Annotated in this window: 18 protein-coding genes; 5 read left to right on the plus strand and 13 right to left on the minus strand. The window is 63.9% G+C overall.

The window, feature by feature from the left end:
- Window positions 1-55 precede the first annotated feature (55 nt).
- Window positions 56-823: a tRNA1(Val) (adenine(37)-N6)-methyltransferase gene (locus V1293_RS15030; protein ID WP_334510670.1), complete on the minus strand. Its 768-nt coding sequence runs from the start codon at window positions 821-823 to the stop codon at window positions 56-58.
- Complete coding sequence (locus tag V1293_RS15035; RefSeq protein ID WP_334510671.1) at window positions 816-1,043, minus strand: putative signal transducing protein; 228 nt, start codon at window positions 1,041-1,043, stop codon at window positions 816-818. The genes V1293_RS15030 and V1293_RS15035 overlap by 8 nt, the downstream gene beginning before the upstream one ends.
- A gap of 133 nt (window positions 1,044-1,176) precedes the next feature.
- On the opposite strand from V1293_RS15035, the gene V1293_RS15040 reads away from it, so the two are divergent.
- Entirely contained in the window at window positions 1,177-2,184 is a 1,008-nt protein-coding gene (locus V1293_RS15040) for a polyprenyl synthetase family protein (RefSeq protein WP_334510672.1), read from the plus strand.
- A 91-nt stretch (window positions 2,185-2,275) separates the two neighbouring features.
- Here V1293_RS15040 and V1293_RS15045 read toward each other — a convergent pair whose 3' ends face one another.
- Window positions 2,276-3,451 (minus strand): IS481 family transposase, encoded by a 1,176-nt coding sequence (locus tag V1293_RS15045; protein ID WP_334505689.1) that lies wholly within the window; start codon window positions 3,449-3,451, stop codon window positions 2,276-2,278.
- Between the two features lie 152 nt (window positions 3,452-3,603).
- On the opposite strand from V1293_RS15045, the gene V1293_RS15050 reads away from it, so the two are divergent.
- Window positions 3,604-4,233 (plus strand): LysE family translocator, encoded by a 630-nt coding sequence (locus V1293_RS15050; RefSeq protein ID WP_334510673.1) that lies wholly within the window; start codon window positions 3,604-3,606, stop codon window positions 4,231-4,233.
- On the opposite strand, the gene V1293_RS15055 is transcribed toward V1293_RS15050, so the two are convergent.
- The 3 genes from V1293_RS15055 to V1293_RS15065 form a co-directional block, all read right to left on the minus strand.
- On the minus strand, window positions 4,230-5,114 hold the full coding sequence (locus V1293_RS15055) for a 4-(cytidine 5'-diphospho)-2-C-methyl-D-erythritol kinase (RefSeq protein ID WP_334510674.1): 885 nt from the start codon (window positions 5,112-5,114) through the stop codon (window positions 4,230-4,232). The two genes, V1293_RS15050 and V1293_RS15055, sit on opposite strands and share 4 nt — an antisense overlap.
- Window positions 5,115-5,141: 27 nt before the next feature.
- Window positions 5,142-6,923, minus strand: a complete 1,782-nt coding sequence (locus V1293_RS15060; protein WP_334510675.1) for a tetratricopeptide repeat protein — start codon at window positions 6,921-6,923, stop codon at window positions 5,142-5,144.
- Window positions 6,924-7,186: 263 nt separating this feature from the next.
- On the minus strand, window positions 7,187-8,845 hold the full coding sequence (locus tag V1293_RS15065) for an electron transfer flavoprotein-ubiquinone oxidoreductase (protein WP_334510676.1): 1,659 nt from the start codon (window positions 8,843-8,845) through the stop codon (window positions 7,187-7,189).
- A gap of 133 nt (window positions 8,846-8,978) precedes the next feature.
- On the opposite strand from V1293_RS15065, the gene V1293_RS15070 reads away from it, so the two are divergent.
- Window positions 8,979-9,815, plus strand: a complete 837-nt coding sequence (locus V1293_RS15070; protein ID WP_334516726.1) for a uracil-DNA glycosylase — start codon at window positions 8,979-8,981, stop codon at window positions 9,813-9,815.
- Between the two features lie 16 nt (window positions 9,816-9,831).
- On the opposite strand, the gene V1293_RS15075 is transcribed toward V1293_RS15070, so the two are convergent.
- From V1293_RS15075 to V1293_RS15095, 5 genes are all read right to left on the minus strand, one after another.
- Window positions 9,832-11,340 (minus strand): glycosyltransferase family 39 protein, encoded by a 1,509-nt coding sequence (locus V1293_RS15075; RefSeq protein ID WP_334510678.1) that lies wholly within the window; start codon window positions 11,338-11,340, stop codon window positions 9,832-9,834.
- Between the two features lie 80 nt (window positions 11,341-11,420).
- Complete coding sequence (locus V1293_RS15080) at window positions 11,421-12,212, minus strand: ribonuclease HII (protein ID WP_442894239.1); 792 nt, start codon at window positions 12,210-12,212, stop codon at window positions 11,421-11,423.
- A 58-nt stretch (window positions 12,213-12,270) separates the two neighbouring features.
- On the minus strand, window positions 12,271-12,843 hold the full coding sequence (locus tag V1293_RS15085) for a GNAT family N-acetyltransferase (RefSeq protein ID WP_334510680.1): 573 nt from the start codon (window positions 12,841-12,843) through the stop codon (window positions 12,271-12,273).
- A gap of 60 nt (window positions 12,844-12,903) precedes the next feature.
- Window positions 12,904-13,359: a VOC family protein gene (locus tag V1293_RS15090; RefSeq protein ID WP_334510681.1), complete on the minus strand. Its 456-nt coding sequence runs from the start codon at window positions 13,357-13,359 to the stop codon at window positions 12,904-12,906.
- Window positions 13,360-13,480: 121 nt separating this feature from the next.
- Entirely contained in the window at window positions 13,481-14,641 is a 1,161-nt protein-coding gene (locus V1293_RS15095) for a PA0069 family radical SAM protein (RefSeq protein WP_334510682.1), read from the minus strand.
- A 187-nt stretch (window positions 14,642-14,828) separates the two neighbouring features.
- Between V1293_RS15095 and V1293_RS15100 the strand changes: the two genes are divergently transcribed.
- Together V1293_RS15100 and V1293_RS15105 are read left to right on the plus strand one after the other, a co-directional pair.
- Window positions 14,829-15,401, plus strand: coding sequence for a glycosyl transferase (locus tag V1293_RS15100; RefSeq protein ID WP_334510683.1), 573 nt, complete (start codon window positions 14,829-14,831; stop codon window positions 15,399-15,401).
- Window positions 15,402-15,552: 151 nt separating this feature from the next.
- The gene (locus V1293_RS15105) at window positions 15,553-16,485 is read left to right on the plus strand and encodes a bifunctional helix-turn-helix transcriptional regulator/GNAT family N-acetyltransferase (RefSeq protein ID WP_334510684.1); all 933 of its coding nucleotides are present in this window, start codon (window positions 15,553-15,555) and stop codon (window positions 16,483-16,485) included.
- 126 nt (window positions 16,486-16,611) lie between these two features.
- On the opposite strand, the gene moaB is transcribed toward V1293_RS15105, so the two are convergent.
- Both moaB and ypfJ read right to left on the minus strand, forming a co-directional pair.
- The gene (gene moaB / locus V1293_RS15110) at window positions 16,612-17,175 is read right to left on the minus strand and encodes a molybdenum cofactor biosynthesis protein B (protein ID WP_334510686.1); all 564 of its coding nucleotides are present in this window, start codon (window positions 17,173-17,175) and stop codon (window positions 16,612-16,614) included.
- 183 nt (window positions 17,176-17,358) lie between these two features.
- Window positions 17,359-18,297 (minus strand): KPN_02809 family neutral zinc metallopeptidase, encoded by a 939-nt coding sequence (gene ypfJ, locus V1293_RS15115; protein WP_334510687.1) that lies wholly within the window; start codon window positions 18,295-18,297, stop codon window positions 17,359-17,361.
- Window positions 18,298-18,496: the final 199 nt, after the last annotated feature.

Here is an 18,496-nt window from a genome sequence, read left to right on the forward strand (position 1 = left end):
CAGAGACGCTTCCGCAATAGCGTCCTGTTCCGGGGATTGGGCGTGCGAGCCCCCCTTACGGATTGGCGAGCGGCAAGCTCCCCTTCCCGGCTAGTATCTCCTGCACCCTTCTATCGGGTACGCCTGGCTCTTCATTGAGCATCAGGGCGGGATGGATTTGCGTCGGTGCCCGCCCACCCTTGGTGGCGCGAACCAGGATGCGATTGGCAGGCGCCTGCGGCTCGCCGTGAACCGGCAGGAGCTGCAAGCTCCCGAAACCGTGATCGAGCGCCGAGAGCACCTCGGCAATTCCGTCGGCGCGCCAGATCAGCGTCAGCGCGCCCCTCGATTTGAGAATGCGCCGCGCCGCGTGAACCCATTTCGAGAGCGTCGTTGCGGTCGCCATGTGCGCGATCCGGCGCGCGGTGTCCGGCGAGACGCGATGCCGCGCGGGATCGTTGAAGGGCGGATTCATCAGCACCGCATCGACGCTATCAGGAGCTAATCCGGCAGCGGCAAAGGCTGTGGCATCCGCTTCCACGTCGAGTACGATCACGTCAGCTTGAATCGCATTCGCATCCGCATTGGCGCGCGCAAGGCCCGCCAGCGCCGCATCGATCTCGACCAGGACAAGATCGATGCCGGCCACGCGTCTGGCAACCGCCAGGCCTGCGGCCCCGACGCCGGCGCCGAGATCGACGACGCGGTCGCCCGAACGGGCCGCGGTTGCGGCCGCCAGCAGCACCGCATCGTGACCGGCGCGGTGTCCCGATTTCAGTTGCTTCAGACGCAATTGCCCGCCGAGAAACGCATCCTCACTGAATTCGAGGACGGGATCAGTCATCGGGACGCAATTCGTGAGCCAGCCCGGCCTCGGCCAGCAACCGGCGCGCCGCGCGATTGTCGTCCTCGTGAACCAGGATACGGCGCGGCAGAATGCCGAGCGATCCCTCGATGACGCTCATGTTCTGGTCCAGCACCAGATGATGGATATTGGCGCCGTCGAGCAGCGCGCCGACCGCGGAAACCAGCACGATATCGTTGGTCCTGACCAATTCCCGCAACTGACACGCTCCTTTTCGTCCCGGGTGCGACGGCGGCATGGACCTGTCAACCACTTCGTGCCCTTGCCGCCCTAGCCGGCACTTTCTATTGTAGAACAAGGATAGTGCGAATTGGCCAAAATTGGAGACCCGCGTGGCGGTTATTGTACCCTTCGAAAGCCCGAACGCTTCGATAGATGCGCTGGTCGGGCTCGTCGCCGCCGACATGGAGCGGGTCAACGCCACAATCCTGTCGCGGACGGGGTCGGAAGTCACCATGATTCCGGAGGTCGCCAACCACCTGATCTCATCCGGCGGCAAGCGCCTGCGCCCGATGCTGACGCTGGCGATGGCCCAACTCTCCAACTATTCCGGCGACGGCCATATCAAGCTCGCCGCCGCGGTCGAGTTCATGCACACCGCCACCCTGCTGCATGACGACGTGGTCGACGAAAGCGAGTTGCGCCGCGGCAAGCTGTCGGCGCGGATGCTGTGGGGCAATGAGGCGAGCGTGCTGGTCGGCGACTTCCTGCTCGGCCAGGCCTTCCGCATGATGGTCGAGGTCGGCTCGCTGCGCGCGCTGGACATTCTCTCCTCCGCCGCGGCCACCATCGCCGAAGGCGAGGTGATGCAGCTTGCGGCCGCCAAGAACACCGCGACCACCGAGGACGAATACCTCGCCGTGATCAGGGGCAAGACGGCAGAACTGTTCGCCGCGGCTTGCGAGGTCGGGCCCGTGATCGCCAACCGGCCGAAGGCCGAGCAGACCGCCTGCCGTTCGGTCGGCATGAATCTCGGCATCGCATTCCAGCTCGTCGACGACGTGCTGGACTATGGCGGCAAGGCCGCGAAACTCGGCAAGAACATCGGCGACGATTTCCGCGAGGGCAAGATCACGCTGCCGGTGGTGCTGGCCTTCCGCCGCGGCAATGACAGCGAGCGCAAGTTCTGGGTCAAGGCGCTGGAGCGTGGCGAGATCGGCGACAGCGACCTCGATCACGCCATCGGCCTGATGACCAAGCACCGCGCGCTGGAAGACACGATCAGCCGCGCCCAGCATTACGGCGCGATGGCCGTCGACGCGCTGGCGCTGTTCCCGGCCTCGCCGATGAAGACCGCGCTCGAACAGGTCGTGGCGTTCTGTTTGGCGAGATCGCATTGATTGCCGCTTCCGTCATACCCCATATCCAGTACGCCGCGGCTTCTCAATGGAACACTGATGCCTCTGGAATACTGGATCACCCGCCTTCTGTTTAGTCCGGAGACATGGCTGACACCTGTTCGGACACATCACTGACAGGTTGGTCATTGGTCAAGTCGATCGATGCGACCTGCCAACTGGCAAAGAAGATACCGTAGTGGCCGTCGCGATCGAGCGGGCGGATGGCAAGGCGCTCGCCGACGAAGGCTTTCGGAACTTTCCAGAACTGTCCCTTGAAAGAGATGTAGCTTCGGGTCGGCGAGACGGTCCGAACCGTCTCGCCGAGGTCGTATTGCACCTCCGGAATACGGGCCGGCATCGCACGTGAACTCGGCCGAAAGCGGTCGGCGGGGACGCTCATATCGAGGCCTTGGTGAGGCCGCTCCAGATTGTAGACCATGCGCCAGGCGTCGAGGGCGCGCTGGACCTCCGGCAGGGTGCGGAAGGGGCGCATGGCAAACACTTCGGCGTTGAGGGTGCGATGGAAGCGCTCGTTCTTGCCGCGGCCCTGCGGGTGGCACGGTCTGGCATGCACCACCCTGATGCCGAGCTTGAGCAGCCACACCTTCAGCCCGGTCCAGCGACCGCCGGACGTATCACCCCAAGGTGAGCCGTTATCGATATAGAAGGCCTCCGGCAGGCCATAGCGGCGGAACGTGGCCGTCAGATGCTCCTGCACCGTGGGACGCTGCTCGTTCTCACACGCCTTCAGGCACGGGACATAGCGCGAATGATCGTCGATCACCGTCAGCGGATGGCATCGCGTCCCGTTGGCGAGTGGCATGTGGCCCTTGAAGTCCATCTGCCACAACTGATTGGGAGCTTCCTTCTCGAAGCGATGGCCTGGATTGGGCGGCGCATTCTCGCTCGGCTTGATCCGGTCGTTCCGACACAGGATCCGATGCACGGTGGACGGCACTGGCACAGCCTGCCCATTGCGCTTCAGGCAATGGGCGATCTTGCGTGCTCCCCAAGCAGGATGCTTGTCGCGCACAGTTACGACCCGCGCCTCCACGGCAGCGGCGCTGCGCTTGGGCATCCGCTTCGGACGACGGGACTGATCCGAAAGCTCCCGATCGCCGGCCTGCCATCGCCTCAGCCATTTGTAGCCCACATCAGGACTGATCCCGAACCGCCGGCAGAGCTCCCGGCGGTTCGCTCCTTCCTGCAAGGCAAGTCGCACGAACTCGCGTCGCTGATCCATTACTGACACCTCGCTCCACGGCATGGACGGCTCCCGAATCGACCAATCCAGCCAATTTTGATGTGTCAGCTATGTCTCCGAACACCCGTCAGTGATCTGTCCGGGCTAAACACTTCGCGGGTGATGACAGCGCGTGGGTTTCGCTGCGCTCTACCTATCCTACAACGGAGATCGCATTGAACGGCACCAATTTCACATTGTTTCTCCTGGCCGCACTTGTCATCGCCGCCGTGCCCGGCCCTGGAATCTTTTACGTCGCCGCGAGAACGCTGTCGGGCGGCAAAAGCGCGGGTATCGCCTCAACATTCGGGACTGCGCTCGGCGGGCTCGTGCATGTGATCGCGGGCGGGCTTGGCGTCTCGGCGATTATCCTTGCCAGCGCCGAACTGTTCACCGCGCTCAAATTCGCCGGCGCGCTCTATCTGGTCTGGCTTGGCATCAAGACGTTTCGCGAGGCGCGCAAATGGTTGCCGCAGCAGGCCAGCACCATCGGCGATGAGCGGGCGTTTCGGGAGGGCGTGCTGGTCGAAGCGCTCAATCCAAAGACCGCGGCGTTCTTTCTGGCCTTCATTCCGCAATTCCTGGACCCGGCCGGCAGCTATCCGGCGCTCCAGTTCATGGCATTGGGCCTGATCTCGGTGGCGCTCAACACGCTGGCCGATGTCGTCGTGGTGATGATGGCCGCCACGGCGCGCGCCGGTCTCACGCGCCATCCGAATTTGCTTCAACGATTGCGACAGGGCTCGGGGCTGTTCATTGCGGGCCTCGGTATTTCACTGGCGCTGGCGCGGCGGCCAGCTACCTAGCTCAGCGTTCCCGCATGCACCCACCAGCCGGGGTGATCGCGCCGGAGCTTCTCTGCTGCACGGCCGGCTTCGGCGGTGTTCTCATAGATTGCAAAGCAGGTGGCGCCCGATCCGGACATCCGCGCCAGCCAGGCGCCGTTGGTGGCGTTGAGCGCCGAGATCACCTCACCGATCAGGGGCTGGACGCGCATGGCGGGCGCTTCCAGATCGTTTGAACTGGCGGCGAGCGCTTCGACCCAGTCTTCGAGCGAGGCGTCCTCGCCGGGCCAGCGGTCCTGCAGCAACACGTCGGTGGCGCCGACCAGCAATTCGCCGTTGCGAAGGCCAAGGGCGTTAAAGACGTCGCGGGTGGCGACGGGAACGCCGGGATTGACCATCACGCAGGGCATTTTCGGCAAGCTGAGCGGCTGCAGCGTTTCGCCGACGCCGGTCATGACGCAGCCGCGCGAGTTGACGCAGACCGGCACGTCGGCGCCGGTCAGTTGCGCGACCTCGATGATGCGGGGATCGTCGAGCGCGAGCCCGTTCAGCTGCGAAAGCAGCCGCAGCGCCGCCGCGGCATCGGCCGAGCCTCCGCCGATTCCGGCCGCCACCGGCAAGGCCTTGTCGAGCGAGAAGCTGCCGGCCTTCATGTCCGGTACGCGCTCGGCCAACAGGCGCGCGGCCTTGAGCACCAGATTGTCCGACGCCTCGCCGCAGGCCTGCGCCAGCGGTCCCGACATCTTCAAATCCAGATCGGAACCCGGCGTCAGCGTCAGCCGGTCGGCGCAATCGGCGAACGCCACCACGCTTTCGAGATCGTGAAACCCGTCTGCACGGCGGCCATTCACCCGCAAGGTCAGGTTGACCTTGGCGCGAGCCTCGTCACTCAATACCGGCATTGCCGAACAGCCCCCACAATCCTTCCGTCAACCGCCCCTGCCGTCTTCTTTCTTCTTGTCGGCGGAAGCCGCAGAAGAAGTATCGTCGGACAGACCGTTGGCAATCTTGGCTTCGATCTTCGGCAATTCCTCCGCCTCGGGCTTGAGGTCGCGGGCATGGGCCCACTGGAATTTGGCTTCCAGCGTCCGCCCGACGCGCCAATAGGCATCGCCGAGATGGTCGTTGATGGTCGGATCCTCGGGCTTGAGATCGATCGCGCGCTCGAGATTCTTTACCGCGTCCTCAAAGTTACCGATCCGGTAAAACGCCCAGCCGAGCGAATCCACGATGTAGCCGTCGTCGGGGCGCTGATCGACGGCGCGCTTGATCATCTTCATGCCTTCGTCGAGATTGATGCCCTGGTCGATCCAGGAATAGCCGAGATAGTTCAGCACATGCGGCTGCTCGGGCTGCAGTTCGAGCGCCTTGCGCATGTCGACCTCGGCCTTGTTCCACTGCTTGGAACGTTCCTCGCAAATGCCGCGATAGTAGTAGGTGACCCAGGTGTTCTTGTCGGTCACCCCGGGCATCGCGTCGATCGCCTGCGTATAGGTCGTGGCGCAATCGCCGAATTTCTTGCGGCCGCGCTCGATGTTGCCGAGCGCCATGATGGCTTCGATATCTTTCGGCGCTTCCGCGGTGACGCCCTTCAGGATCTTGATCGCCTCTTCGCTGCGGTCGGCGGCGTCGAGATTGGTGGCAAGCTGGATCTGCGCGTTGCGCTTGAGCGGCGAACTCGCCGGCATGCGCTCGTAGACCTTGATCGCCATCTGGGGCTTCTTCACGGACTCGTAGAGATCGGCGAGCGACAGCAGCGCCAGCGGATGACTGGGCTGCAGGTAGAGCGCGAGCTGCAAATAGACCAGCGCCAGATCCTCGCCGCCGCGGCGGGTCAGCGTGGCGCCAATGCCGTACAGCGCCTCGGCCGCGCCGGCCTGCGCCGAATCGACCAGCGGCGGCAGCTTCTTGCCGGCCCTGGTGTCCCGCAAGCCTTCCTGCACCAGCGGATGCCGCGGCAACTTCTTGTCGAACGCCTCGTAAATGCCGGCCGCCGCCGCGCCATCCTTGTTGCGCGACAGCCAGCGTGCATAGGCATCCGAAACGCGCAGCATGGAATCGTCGAGCTTGTAGGCCCGCTCGAAGCGCGCGCCGGCATCCTTGTCCTTGCCCGAGATCTCCAGGAGCATGCCGGTGTGGAGATCCTTGAAGATCGGATACCATTCAGGGCCGGTCAGCTTGTCGATATTGGCAACCGCCGCCTTGGCATCGCCCGCGCCGTAGCTCGCCCAGCCCGACAGCAGCGTCGCCACCAGGTCGGTGATCGGTCCGCGGATCGACTGGTTGATGTTGAGCTGCGCCGCCGGATATTTCTTCTGCTTGAGGTCGCGCACGCCGACCACCAGCCGCGCCACGCGGTTCGCCTTGTCCATCGTCAGGATGCGATCGGCGAGCTTGACGGCCTCGTCGATGTCGCCGTCCGCAAGCGAGGAGATGAAGGCGCGGTCCAGCAGTTCGTTGTTCTTCGGATCGGTGCGCAGCGCGGAGCGATAGAACGCCGCCGCAGAAGCCGCGTCGCGCTCGACGCTGGCGTGGCGCGCGGCGAGATAGCTGCCGGACGTCGTCAGCGATTTGAGATCGGCCTTGCTCGGAAATTGCGCGGCGTTATCGCCCGTGTGTTCAGGCGTCTGGGCCAAAACCACAACCGGCGCGGCCAGTGCGGCGAGGGTAATTGCGGCGAAGGTCCAACGATTCATACGAGTGGAAAGCATCACGTTCGCCTTGCTCCAGGATGTATGGCGGGATCGTTACGATCGGTCTCGAATGCAAACCCAAGCGGCGGCATCTCGGGCAGCGACAATGCCGCTTTTGGCCCTTAACCGCAAGGATAGGGGTTGGCGAATCGATTGGCAGATTAGGCCCTTAGGGCTCCGATTTAGCCAGCCCAACCCGGTAACGCTTTTACTATGGCGGTATCGTGGCCGGAGGCGGTATCACCCTCCTCCCGCTCACGCAATCGTGGTCTACGGCCTCGCTACATACCCTGATAGTTGGGCCCGCCGCCGCCCTCGGGCGGAACCCAGGTGATATTGCCGTTCGGGTCCTTCACGTCGCAGGTTTTGCAGTGGACGCAGTTCTGGGCGTTGATCTGGAAACGCGGACCCGAGGCCTCCTCCACCCATTCGTAAACGCCGGCCGGGCAATAGCGGTTCGACGGACCTGCATAGACATCGTGCTCTGAAGTCTTTTGCAGGTTCATGTCGGCGACCTTGAGGTGGATCGGCTGGTCCTCTTCATGATTGGTATTGGAGAGGAACACCGAAGACAGCTTGTCGAAGGTCAGCTTGCCGTCCGGCTTGGGATAGGCGATCGGGGTGTGCGCCTTCGCCGCATCCAGCGTCTTGCGGTCGGGCTTGGCGTGCGACTGGGTTCCGAACAGCGAGAAGCCCAGCGTATTGCACCACATGTCGAAGCCACCAAGCGCCACGCCGATGATGGTGCCGAACTTCGACCATAGCGGCTTGACGTTGCGAACCCGGTGCAAGTCCTTGCCTACGGCGGAATCCCGCCAGGCGTTTTCGTATTCGACCAGTTCGTCATTGGCGCGGCCGGCGCCGAGCGCGGCGGCGACATGTTCGGCGGCCAGCATGCCGCTGCCCATCGCATTGTGCACGCCCTTGATGCGCGGCACGTTGACGAAGCCTGCGGCGCAGCCGATCAGTGCGCCGCCCGGGAAACTCAGGCGCGGCACCGACTGATAGCCGCCCTCCGTTATCGCGCGCGCTCCGTAGGAAATCCGCTTGCCGCCTTCGAACACGGTGCGAATGGCGGGATGCGTCTTGAAGCGCTGGAATTCGTCGAACGGCGACAGATACGGGTCGTCGTAATTGAGATGCACGACGAAACCGACCGCCACCTTGTTGTCGTCGTAGTGGTAGAGGAACGAGCCGCCGCCGGTCGAATTGTTGAGCGGCCAGCCGAACGAATGCTGGATCAGGCCCTTCTGGTGTTTTGCGGGATCGATCTCCCAGACTTCCTTCAGGCCGATACCGAATTTCGGCGGCTCGCTTTTCGCATCGAGCGAATATTTGGCGATCAACTGCTTGCTGAGGCTGCCGCGCGCGCCCTCCGCGAACAGCGTGTATTTGCCCAGCAGTTCCATGCCGCGCGTGAAAGAATCCTTGAGGCTGCCATCCCTGGCGATGCCCATGTCGCCGGTCGCGATACCCCGCACCGCGCCGTTGTCGTCGTACAGCACTTCGGCCGCGGCAAAGCCCGGATAGATTTCGACGCCGAGCGCCTCCGCCTTCGGCCCCAGCCAGCGGCAGACATCGCCGAGCGAGCCGATATAGCAGTGATGGTTGTACATCAGCGGCGGCATGACGAAGTTCGGCAGCCGGATCGCGCTGGTCGCCGTGGTCCAGTAGAAGCGATCGTCCTTGACCTGGGTCTTCAGCGGGCAATCCGCATCCTCGCGCCAATCGGGGATCAGCTTGTCGAGCGAGACTGGATCGATCACCGCGCCCGACAGAATATGCGCGCCGACCTCGGAACCCTTCTCCACCACGACGATGCTGAGATCGGCATTGAGCTGCTTCAGCCGGATCGCCGCGGCAAGGCCTGACGGCCCGGCGCCGACGATCACGACGTCGAATTCCATGGATTCCCGAGGAGGAAGCTCTTCTGCACTCATGATCTGATCTCAGCCCAATTGAGAACGGCTCTAAGGGCTCGTTGTTTCCGATTTTTGCGCCGATAACAACCATGGAAATGCGACGCGAGGCGTTTCACGCCGGCGCGATCCATATTAGATTGGCATAATGGATTTGATCCCCGAACCCGCGCCTAATGTCAGGCAATTGCTGGCTTTTTATCTGGAAGCCGGGGTCGATTGCGCGTTGACGGAGGAGCCGGTCGATCGGCTGAGCGAGCCCGACGCCCCGATCGCCCCTGTCCCGGCCCGCGAGACGGCGCCACCCCGCCCGATCAGGGAAATGCCCGCCGCGACGCCGGCAGTTCCGCGCAGCGAAATAGCGCCCCCGCCGGAAGCGGCCATCGCCATCGCGCGCGAGGCGGCGCGAACGGCACCGACGCTGGAAGCTCTGCGTACGCTGCTGGAAAATTTCGAGGGCTGCGCGCTCAAAAACACTGCGACGCGGCTGGTGTTTGCCGACGGCAATCCCGAAGCACGCATCATGTTCGTCGGCGAAGCGCCCGGGCGCGACGAGGACATCGAGGGCCTGCCCTTTGTCGGACGTTCCGGCAAACTGCTCGACCGGATGATCGCGGCGATCGGGCTCGACCGCAGCAAGGCCTATATCGCCAATGTGATCCCCTGGCGGCCGCCCGGCAACCGGACGCCGACGCCGCAGGAGACGCAAATCTGCCTGCCATTCATCCAGCGGCAGATCGAGCTCGTGAACCCGGACGTGCTGGTGACGCTCGGCAATCCCTCGACGCAAACGCTGCTGTCGACCCGCGAGGGCATCATGAGAACCCGCGGAAAATGGTTCGACTACGACACCGGCAGCCGCACCATCCGCGCCACGGCGACGTTCCACCCCGCCTACCTGTTGCGCTCGCCGTCCTACAAGCGGATGTCGTGGCAGGACCTGCGCGCCATCGCGAAGGCGCTGGAGCAGACAGCGCCTTCATCATCCTGAGGGGCCGAGGGACCGACTACGGCGCCTTCGGCCGGACGATGGCCCAGCCGACGCGCAGCAAGGGCTGGCGGCCGTTCACCATCGATTCGAAGACGCGCGGTACTTCCGGCACCAGACCGGGAAAACGTTGCGCGATCTCGGGAGGTGGCGTGCCCGAGGTGTCGGAGGCGCGCCAGACCACGACGCCGCCGGTCTGGTTGAATTTCGCGACCGACAGCCACGGCGTTCGTTCCGGCGTGGCGTCGAGCAACAGATGCGGGCGCCCGCGGCTCATTGCGATGAAACTCGCCAGTTGTGGATCGCCGGCCACGGCGCGTAGCCGCCGATTGGTTCGCCGTTCGAAATTGTCGCCGAAGAAATGCGCAATCGCTTTCGCCGGCAGCGAGGTCGGCACTTCGGCAGATCCGGTCCACGGCAGCAGAATCGTGGTCGCGATCGCGACGAGGGCGGGAGCGGCGAGCGCCGCGGCCCAGACCGTGCGCAGCATGCGCTGACGCCGCAGATAGACCAGATCGCCGGTCGCCACGATCACGGCAAGCCCGGACATCAAAAGCGCAACGCCTGCGCCGCCCACGACGTAGTCAAGATTGAACAGCCCCGCCAGGAAACTTCCGAGCAGCGCCGGGGCGACGGCGAAGAAATAGACGAAGTCGCGCGCCAGCGGATCGACCGGCGGCCGGTAGATGATCGGCGCTTCCCCGGCTTGGCGGGCGAACCAGCCGGAATTGAGGATCGCAAGCAGCACGATGGCGGACATCGCGAGCACCAGGCCTGTGAGCAGCCAGCCCCATTGCAGGACGCGCGCGCCGAGATCGGAGATCGCGGGCCACGGCGGCATGGCGAGTGCGTCGGCGCGGAGCAGCCAGACCAGATAGGGCAAGACCAGGACGGCGATCACGAGCAGCGCATAGAGCGGATCGAGCGACATCAAGACACGCCGCCCCCGCGCGGTGGCAACGGCAAATCCGGCGAGCAGCAGCAGCAGTCCGGGCGCGGCCGACGTCGTCAGCAGCAAAAGCCCGGCCTCGATCGACCAGGCGAACCACGCGTTGCGCCGGTTCTGGCCGATCAATTGCCAGGAATGCAGCAAAAGCAGCGCCCATAGCGGGCGCGCCAGCACCAGCGGGCCAAACTCGACGCCGGGCGAACTGAACGCCACCACCGTCATCGAAAGCAGTACCGCGAGCACCGCCTGCTGGCCGCCGACGATCGCGCGGGCCAGGTGATAGTAGATCCAGAAGGTGACGACGGCGCAGACTTGCGCCAGCAGATAGACGCCGAACATGTTGTTTCCGGCGGCGCGGAAGGCGATGTCGGCAAGCCAGAACGCCAGCGGCGGACCGAGCCAGGTTCCGACCTGGTATTCCCGTCCGAAGGCCAGCGCGGTCGCAAGGTCGCCGGGCGGGCTGCCGTAGAGCAGCATCGGCAGGATCAGCCAAAGTCCGGCCTGGGCCAGCACCACGATCCAGACCACCAGCCGCGGCCGGGCGCGGATCAGTTCGACAACGAGCGAGGTGAAGCGCATGAAACGTCCGAATGCCGGGCCGGGCAGCCCTGTCCACAGGGACGTTTGATAGAGCGCAGGAGCCCCCGAGGCAACCGGCCTCAGATCGAGATTGAAACGTCGGAAGCAATCTCCCCGTCGACAGCGAAGAGATCGGGCTCGACCGTCTCTTCGACCGTCTCAGGGTAATGTTTCAGCCGCGCGGCGATCACCGGCGCAAAAAATCGGCGGTGGTGGATGCTCGGGCCTAGCCGGTCCAGCGCCTCGCGATGTTCCGGCACGGCGTAGCCCTTGTGGGTTTCGAAGCCGTAGCCCGGGCAATCCAGCGCCAATGCGCACATCAGGCGGTCGCGCGTCACCTTGGCGATGATCGATGCCGCCGCGATCGACATGACGATGCCGTCGCCACCGATCACCGCGTCACAGTCGCAGGGCGCATCGATCTTGTCGCGGCCGTCGACAAACACATGTTTCGGCATCTCGGGCAGCGCACGCACGGCGCGCGCCAGCGCCCAGAGCGAGGCGCGCAGGATATTGTCGCGATCGATCCGTGCGGGCGAAGCAAAGGCGACCGCAAAGGACGATGTCGCGCAGATCTCCTCAAACAATTCCTCGCGGCGCTCGGCGGTCAGCCGCTTGGAATCGTCGATACCCTTGGGGATTCGCTTCGGGTCCAGCACCACGGCGGCGGCCACCACCGGACCCGCCAGCGGCCCGCGTCCGGCCTCGTCGCAGCCGGCCACCGGCCAGACGCCGCGCTTGATCAGCCCCCGCTCGCGGCGAAAGCTCGGCGGCGCGACCGCGATGACGCCCTTGAGAGGCTCGGCCTTTTCCATGCCTGCCTTCTTATCGGTTTTTTTGGCGTTTTTCTTGGCGGACTTGTCCCGAATCATGCCGGGATCGTGCGAAAGCGCGGGCCCCGGCGCAACCGGAAACCCGGCACAATTCCCGTTATTCAGCGCGCCGCCGCCACTCCGCGGCCTCAATCACATAAACGCTCCGGCTTCCGCGCCTGGGGTCCGTCATGGTTTCCAGATGGCGCATGCCGAGCTTCTCGAGCGCGTGAATGGACGGTGCATTTCGCGGATCGACAAGTCCGAGCAATCTGCCGCATTTGAGTCGATCAAACCCAAAGGCGAGTTGCGCCTCGCCGACTTCGGTTGCGATCCCCCTGCCCCATGCCCGGCGCGCAAGGACAAATCCGATTTCAAAATCGTCGGCCCCCAGCGCCTGGCATGGAGACAAGCCGGCAAAGCCGATGGCTTCGCCCGCGGGCTTTTCGGTCAGAACCGCCATCCCTGTGAGGCTTTCGCCGAAGGTGAATGATCTCCGGATGAAATCTTCGGCGGCGTCCCTTGCCATCGGAGTTCCGGAAAAGGCAAAGCGCATCACATCGCTGTCGCCAAGGATCAGATCCTGCAGAATCGGTATATCCTCTTCGACCGCAGCGCGCAGAATCAGGCGCGTCGTCGTCAAGATGACGAGCGGCTGCTTTTTCGATCCCGGCGTGGGTTTCTGGTTCATCAAGCCGAAATACCGCACTTCGCCGCCAGATAGAAGTGGCACAGCCATATCATCTTGGGTTTAATCCGGCAGGTGAACCCGCCGGTCATCGCCGACCTCGATGCCGGGCGCGACCACGACTTCCCAGGGATGGTTGTCGGGATCGCCGAAATAGCCGGAGTAGCCGCCATAATCGGTCTTGTGCGCGGGCTTCAATAGCGACGCGCCGCAGGGGATGGCGAAATCCAGCACGGCGTCGACCTCCTCGACGGAGCCGCAATTCCAGGCGAGCGTCGTTCCGCGAAAAGTTTTCGGCCGAGGCTCATCCGGCAGCGTGACGTCGCGGGCGAGTTGATCCCACGGGAACAGCGCGATCAGCGTGCCGCCGGTGTCGAAGAAAGCGACCGCCTCGCCGGTTGCGTGCATTTTTCGGGCAAAACCGAGCGCTTCGTAAAACGCGATGCTGGCGCGCATATCCGTTACGCCGAGCGTTATGACCGTGAACCGGGGAACAGGTTTCGGCGATTTTCCGCTCATCTTACTCTCCAACGTCATTAACATCATCGCAAGCGACGAAGTTCCGTGACGACATGGATTGCTCCCGCCTTCGTTCTTTGAGCTACGGCGGACACGTCGCTTGCGCTCGCAATAACGGCTTCTAGAACAAACTCAGTTGCTGTCCGCTCCGCTTCGGCTTGACGAAATGATCTGTCGTCAGTTTCGCGCGGCGCTTGTTGAGGCCGAGCTTTTCGCAGGCGATTTCGAACCGGCGTCCGATCATCCAGGCCATCGGGCCGGTGCCCTTCATCCGCGTTCCCCATTGCGAGTCGTAGTCGCGCCCGCCGCGCATGTCGCGGATCAGGGTGAAGACGTGACGGTAACGGTCGGGATAGTTCGCCATCAGCCATTCGCGAAACAAGTCGCGCACTTCCAGCGGCAGCCGCAGCAGCACGTAGCTTGCTTCCTTGACGCCGGCATGGGCCGCGGCGTCGAGAATGCGTTCGATCTCGGAATCGTTCAGCGCGGGAATGACGGGGGCGACCATCACAGTTGCTGGAATGCCGGCCTGCGACAATTGCCGCAGCGCCTCCAGCCGCTTCGGCGGCGTCGAGGCGCGCGGCTCCATGGTGCGCGCAAGCTTGGGATCGAGCGTGGTCACTGATATCGCAACCTTGGCCAGATTGCGTTTCGCCATCCGCTGCAGAATATCGATGTCGCGCGTCACCAGCACCGATTTGGTGACGATGCCGACGGGATGGCCGGCCCGATCGAGCACTTCGAGAATGCCGCGCATGATTTTGTGTTCGCGCTCGATCGGCTGATAGGGATCGGTGTTGGTGCCGATCGCGATCATGCGCGGCTCGTAACCCGAGGCGGCCAGTTCCTTCTCGAGCAGTTCCGGCGCGTCCGGCTTGGCGAGCAGCTTGGATTCGAAATCGAGCCCGGGCGACAGACCGAGAAAGGCGTGGGTCGGCCGTGCGAAGCAATAGACGCAGCCATGCTCGCAGCCGCGATAGGGATTGATCGAACGGTCGAACCCGATGTCGGGCGAGTCGTTGCGGGTGATGACCTTGCGCGAGGTATCCAGCGACACCGTCGTCTTGAACGGCGGCAGCTCGTCCAGGCTCTGCCAGCCGTCGTCGAAGGCGACCCGCGCCTCGGCCTCGAACCGGCCGCTCTCGTTGGACTGCGCGCCGCGCCCGCGCCGCCGCTTGCGTTCGATGGCGACCGCAAGCTCATGAAAAGGTGTCGCACCCGCCGGCTCGGAGGGCGCCGTGACCGGCGGGTGCTTGAGGGCATGAGAGGATGCTCGGCTCATGAAGCGAACATAGCATGCCAAAAGAACAAATCAAGAACAACATCGACAATTCACACGAAGCGCAAACGCCGGAAGAGCCGCCGGCCGCCACTGCCACAAAATAACTGCGCGCAAACGGCTGCTTTGATCGTGACAAGGTGATAACGGTGCAGCGTTTTCCACCGTTTGAGCCATCGAAGCCTCATCCATGTTGAGCGTGATCATTCCAACCGAAGGGGTCGAGCAGCCCGCCGTCGCAACGCTGGCGGCGCTGGTGCCGGGCGCCGCAGCCGGCGTCATCCGCGAGGTGCTGCTGGTCGACAGGGCCGGCAATGGCGTGATCGAACGGGTGGCGGACGTCGCCGGCTGTCGCTTTCTCAGGTTTGAAGGAACACGCGCCGCGGCGCTGGCTGCCGGCGCGCGGGCGGCGCGCTCGCCATGGCTGATGTTCCTGCACGCCGGCGCGGTGCTCGACAATGGGTGGATCGACGAGACCACCCAGTTCATCCAGAACGTATCGAGCAGCGACCGGCCGCGCGCCGGGGTGTTTCGCTATGCCCGCTCGCCCTATGGCGACGCGCGGCTGCGCGACGGCTTCAAATTCGTCGCCCGCATGATTACCGGGCCGTCGGCGGAACAGGGGTTGCTGATAGCGCGCGATCATTATGAGCGGCTTGGCGGCTACCGGCCGGATTCGCGTCGTTCCGAGACGCGGCTGTTGCGCCAGCTCGGCCGCTCGGCGCGCACCCAGTTGCGCAGCCGGATCATGGTCGTCGCCTAAAGCGGTACACCGCAGGGCCCAGACACAAAATATCGAAAACAACCCCATGCAAAGTAGAGCGGGCCTGGCGCCTCGCAGGATGCCTGCGGTCAAATATATACTTGCCAAGAGCAACTATATATTTGACAATGGCAAATATCGAGGGAGTATCATGTCCCAACTGGATTCCGAACATGAAGTCGCGGCGGTTCGCGCCTTTAACCGCTTTTACACCCGCAAGCTCGGCGTGCTGGACCAGCAGCTCCTGAAGAGCCCCTTCTCGCTGAGCGAGGCCCGGGTGCTGTACGAACTCGCCCACCGCCAGGATCTCTCGGCAAAGGAGATCGGCGCCGAGCTGGGCCTCGATGCCGGCTATCTCAGCCGGATCGTGCAGAATTTCGATGAAGGCGGATTGATCACCCGCGAACCGCTGCCGTCCGACCGCCGGCAATACCGGCTCGCATTGACCGCCAAGGGCCGTCAGGCGTTCGCCAAACTCGAGCGCAGTACAAAGGACGACGTCGCGGCGATGCTTGGCTCGCTGCCGCACGGCGGCAGGGAGCGCCTGATCGGGGCAATGGCCGACATCGAGCGCCTTCTCGGCGACGATATCAGTGCCGCACCACGACCGGCGACGCTGCGCGAGCCGCGCCCCGGAGACATGGGATGGGTGGTGCAGAGCCATGGCGCGCTCTACGCCCGCGAATACGGTTGGGATTCCTCGTTCGAGGGGCGCGTAGCGGAGATCGCGGCCAAGTTCCTTAGCTCGTTCGACGCATCGCGGGAACGCTGCTGGATCGCTGATATCGAGGGAGCACAGGTCGGCTCGATATTTCTGGTGCGGCACACCGACGACGTCGCCAAGCTCCGATTGCTGCTGGTAGATCCCGCCGGGCGCGGCCAGGGCCTCGGTCATCGGCTGGTCGCCGAATGCATCGCGTTCGCGAAGGCCTGCGGTTATCGCAGAATCACGCTGTGGACCCAGAGCATCCTGGTCGCCGCCCGCAAGATCTATCAGGAAGCCGGATTCAAGCTGGTCGCCACCGAGCCGCACCGCAGTTTCGGCCAGGACCTGATCGGCGAAACCTGGGAACTGGAACTGTGAAGCCGGGGCGTCGCGATAGTCAGCGGCGCGTTACGCCTGAACTCATCGACTTCCATATCAAGCGTGCGCATCAATTGCGCATCGAAGCCTGGCGTAACATGTGGCGCGCGATAGGCGCGCTGCTGATCAGGCTGAAGCGCCTTGTGCTTTAGGCCGCCTTAGGTGCTCGTCCAGCCGCGGCATGATCTCGACGAAATTGCAGGGGCGCGTGCGGTAATCAAGTTGAGCGGCGAGGATGCCGTCCCATGCATCGCGGCAGGCCCCCGGCGATCCCGGCAGGCAGAAGATGAAGGTCGCCCCCGCTACTCCCGCGGTGGCGCGGCTCTGCACCGTCGAGGTGCCGATCTTGGCGTGGCTCAGCATGTGGAAGGCGATGGAAAAGCCGTCCATCCGCTTTTCGAACAGCGGCTCGACCGCCTCCGGCGTCACGTCGCGACCGGTGAAACCGGTGCCGCCGGTGGTGATGATGGCATCGACGCCCTCGTCGGCGATCCATCGCTTGATGATGACGCGGATCGCATCGATGTCGTCGACGATGATCTCGCGCGCGGCAAGAAGATGACCGGCCGCGGTCAGCCGCTCCGCCAGCGTGGCGCCCGATTTGTCATCGGCCAGCGAGCGCGTATCCGAGACCGTCAGCACCGCGATGTTGAGCGGCACGAATTGTTTTGATTCATCGATGGAGGACATTTCGCTCGATCCCTCGTGTCCCGGACGCGGTGCAGCGTCTTCACGCTGCTCCGCAGAGCCGGGACCTAACTCAAAGTAGCGTCACACAACACGGACCCCGGACCAGCAGCGCATCACCATAGCGCGTCGAAGACGCGCGTGAACGCGCTTTCGGTGCTGCGCAGCATCCGGGGCACGAGACCGTCACAACGCGCCTTGCGCAAACGTGTTGCAGGCCTGCACCGTACCCTGCTTGTAGCCGGTCATGAACCATTGCTTGCGCTGCGCCGCGGAGCCGTGGGTGAAGCTATCGGGCACCACCCTGCCCGTCGACTGCCGTTGCAGCGTGTCGTCGCCGATCGCGCTTGCCGTGGTGAGCGCCGCCTCGATATCGCCGGCTTCGAGGAAGCCCGGACGTTTCTTCTCCTCGCGGTTGACCCAGACGCCGGAAAGACAATCCGCCTGCAATTCGACCTTGACCTGCAGCGCGTTGGCTTCGGCCTTGCTGCCGGCCTGCTGCTGCAGCCGCGTCACGCGCGGCAGGATGCCGAGCAGATTCTGGATGTGATGTCCCGCTTCATGCGCGATGATGTAGGCCGTCGTGAATTTGCAGGCGCTGCCCGAACAGCCGCGGAAGCGCGTTTCGACTTCGCGGAAGAAACTGGTGTCGAGGAATATCTGCTTGTCCGGCGGGCAGTAGAACGGCCCCATCGCCGACTGCGCCATGCCGCAGCGGCCGCCATTGGTGGCGTTGCGAAACAGCACGATGCGCGGTCCCGTGTAATTCTGTCCGCTGGACTGGAAGATCTCGCTCCAGCGGTCGTCGATCTCGCCGAGAATGCCTGAGATCATGCTGCCGACTTCGTCCTTCGGCGCGCCGGTCTTGGCCGGCCCCGACCGGCGATCGGTCTGGTAGGTTGGCGCCTGTCCGCCGCCGGTGAGGATTTCGGCGCCGCCGATCAGGATGCGCGGATCGATGCCGAAGGCATAGCCGACCAGGCCGAGCACGATGATGGTGCCGATGCCGAGTCCGCCACCGCCCATCGGCAGGCCAAACCCGCCGCCACCGCCACCCATTCCGCCGCCGCCATCGTCGCGACGGTCTTCAATGTCGTCGCTGCGGCGGAAATCATCGTAACGCATGGCGGTATTTCCTCATCCCCGGCTGATTGCTCGAATACCTAACGCTGCAATCACGTAAAATTTCCATTCCGTTAATCAATAGCCCGCCCGGCAAAAATTGCCTAGTGCGCAAGCGGCCCGCAATCTCTGCGAGCAATGTTCCCCTGCAATCTCTTTGCGCAATGTTTGCCCATAACATTCTTGGTTAAGTCGATTTTTA

This window comes from Bradyrhizobium sp. AZCC 1693 (assembly GCF_036924745.1).
In the GTDB taxonomy this organism is placed as follows: domain Bacteria; phylum Pseudomonadota; class Alphaproteobacteria; order Rhizobiales; family Xanthobacteraceae; genus Bradyrhizobium.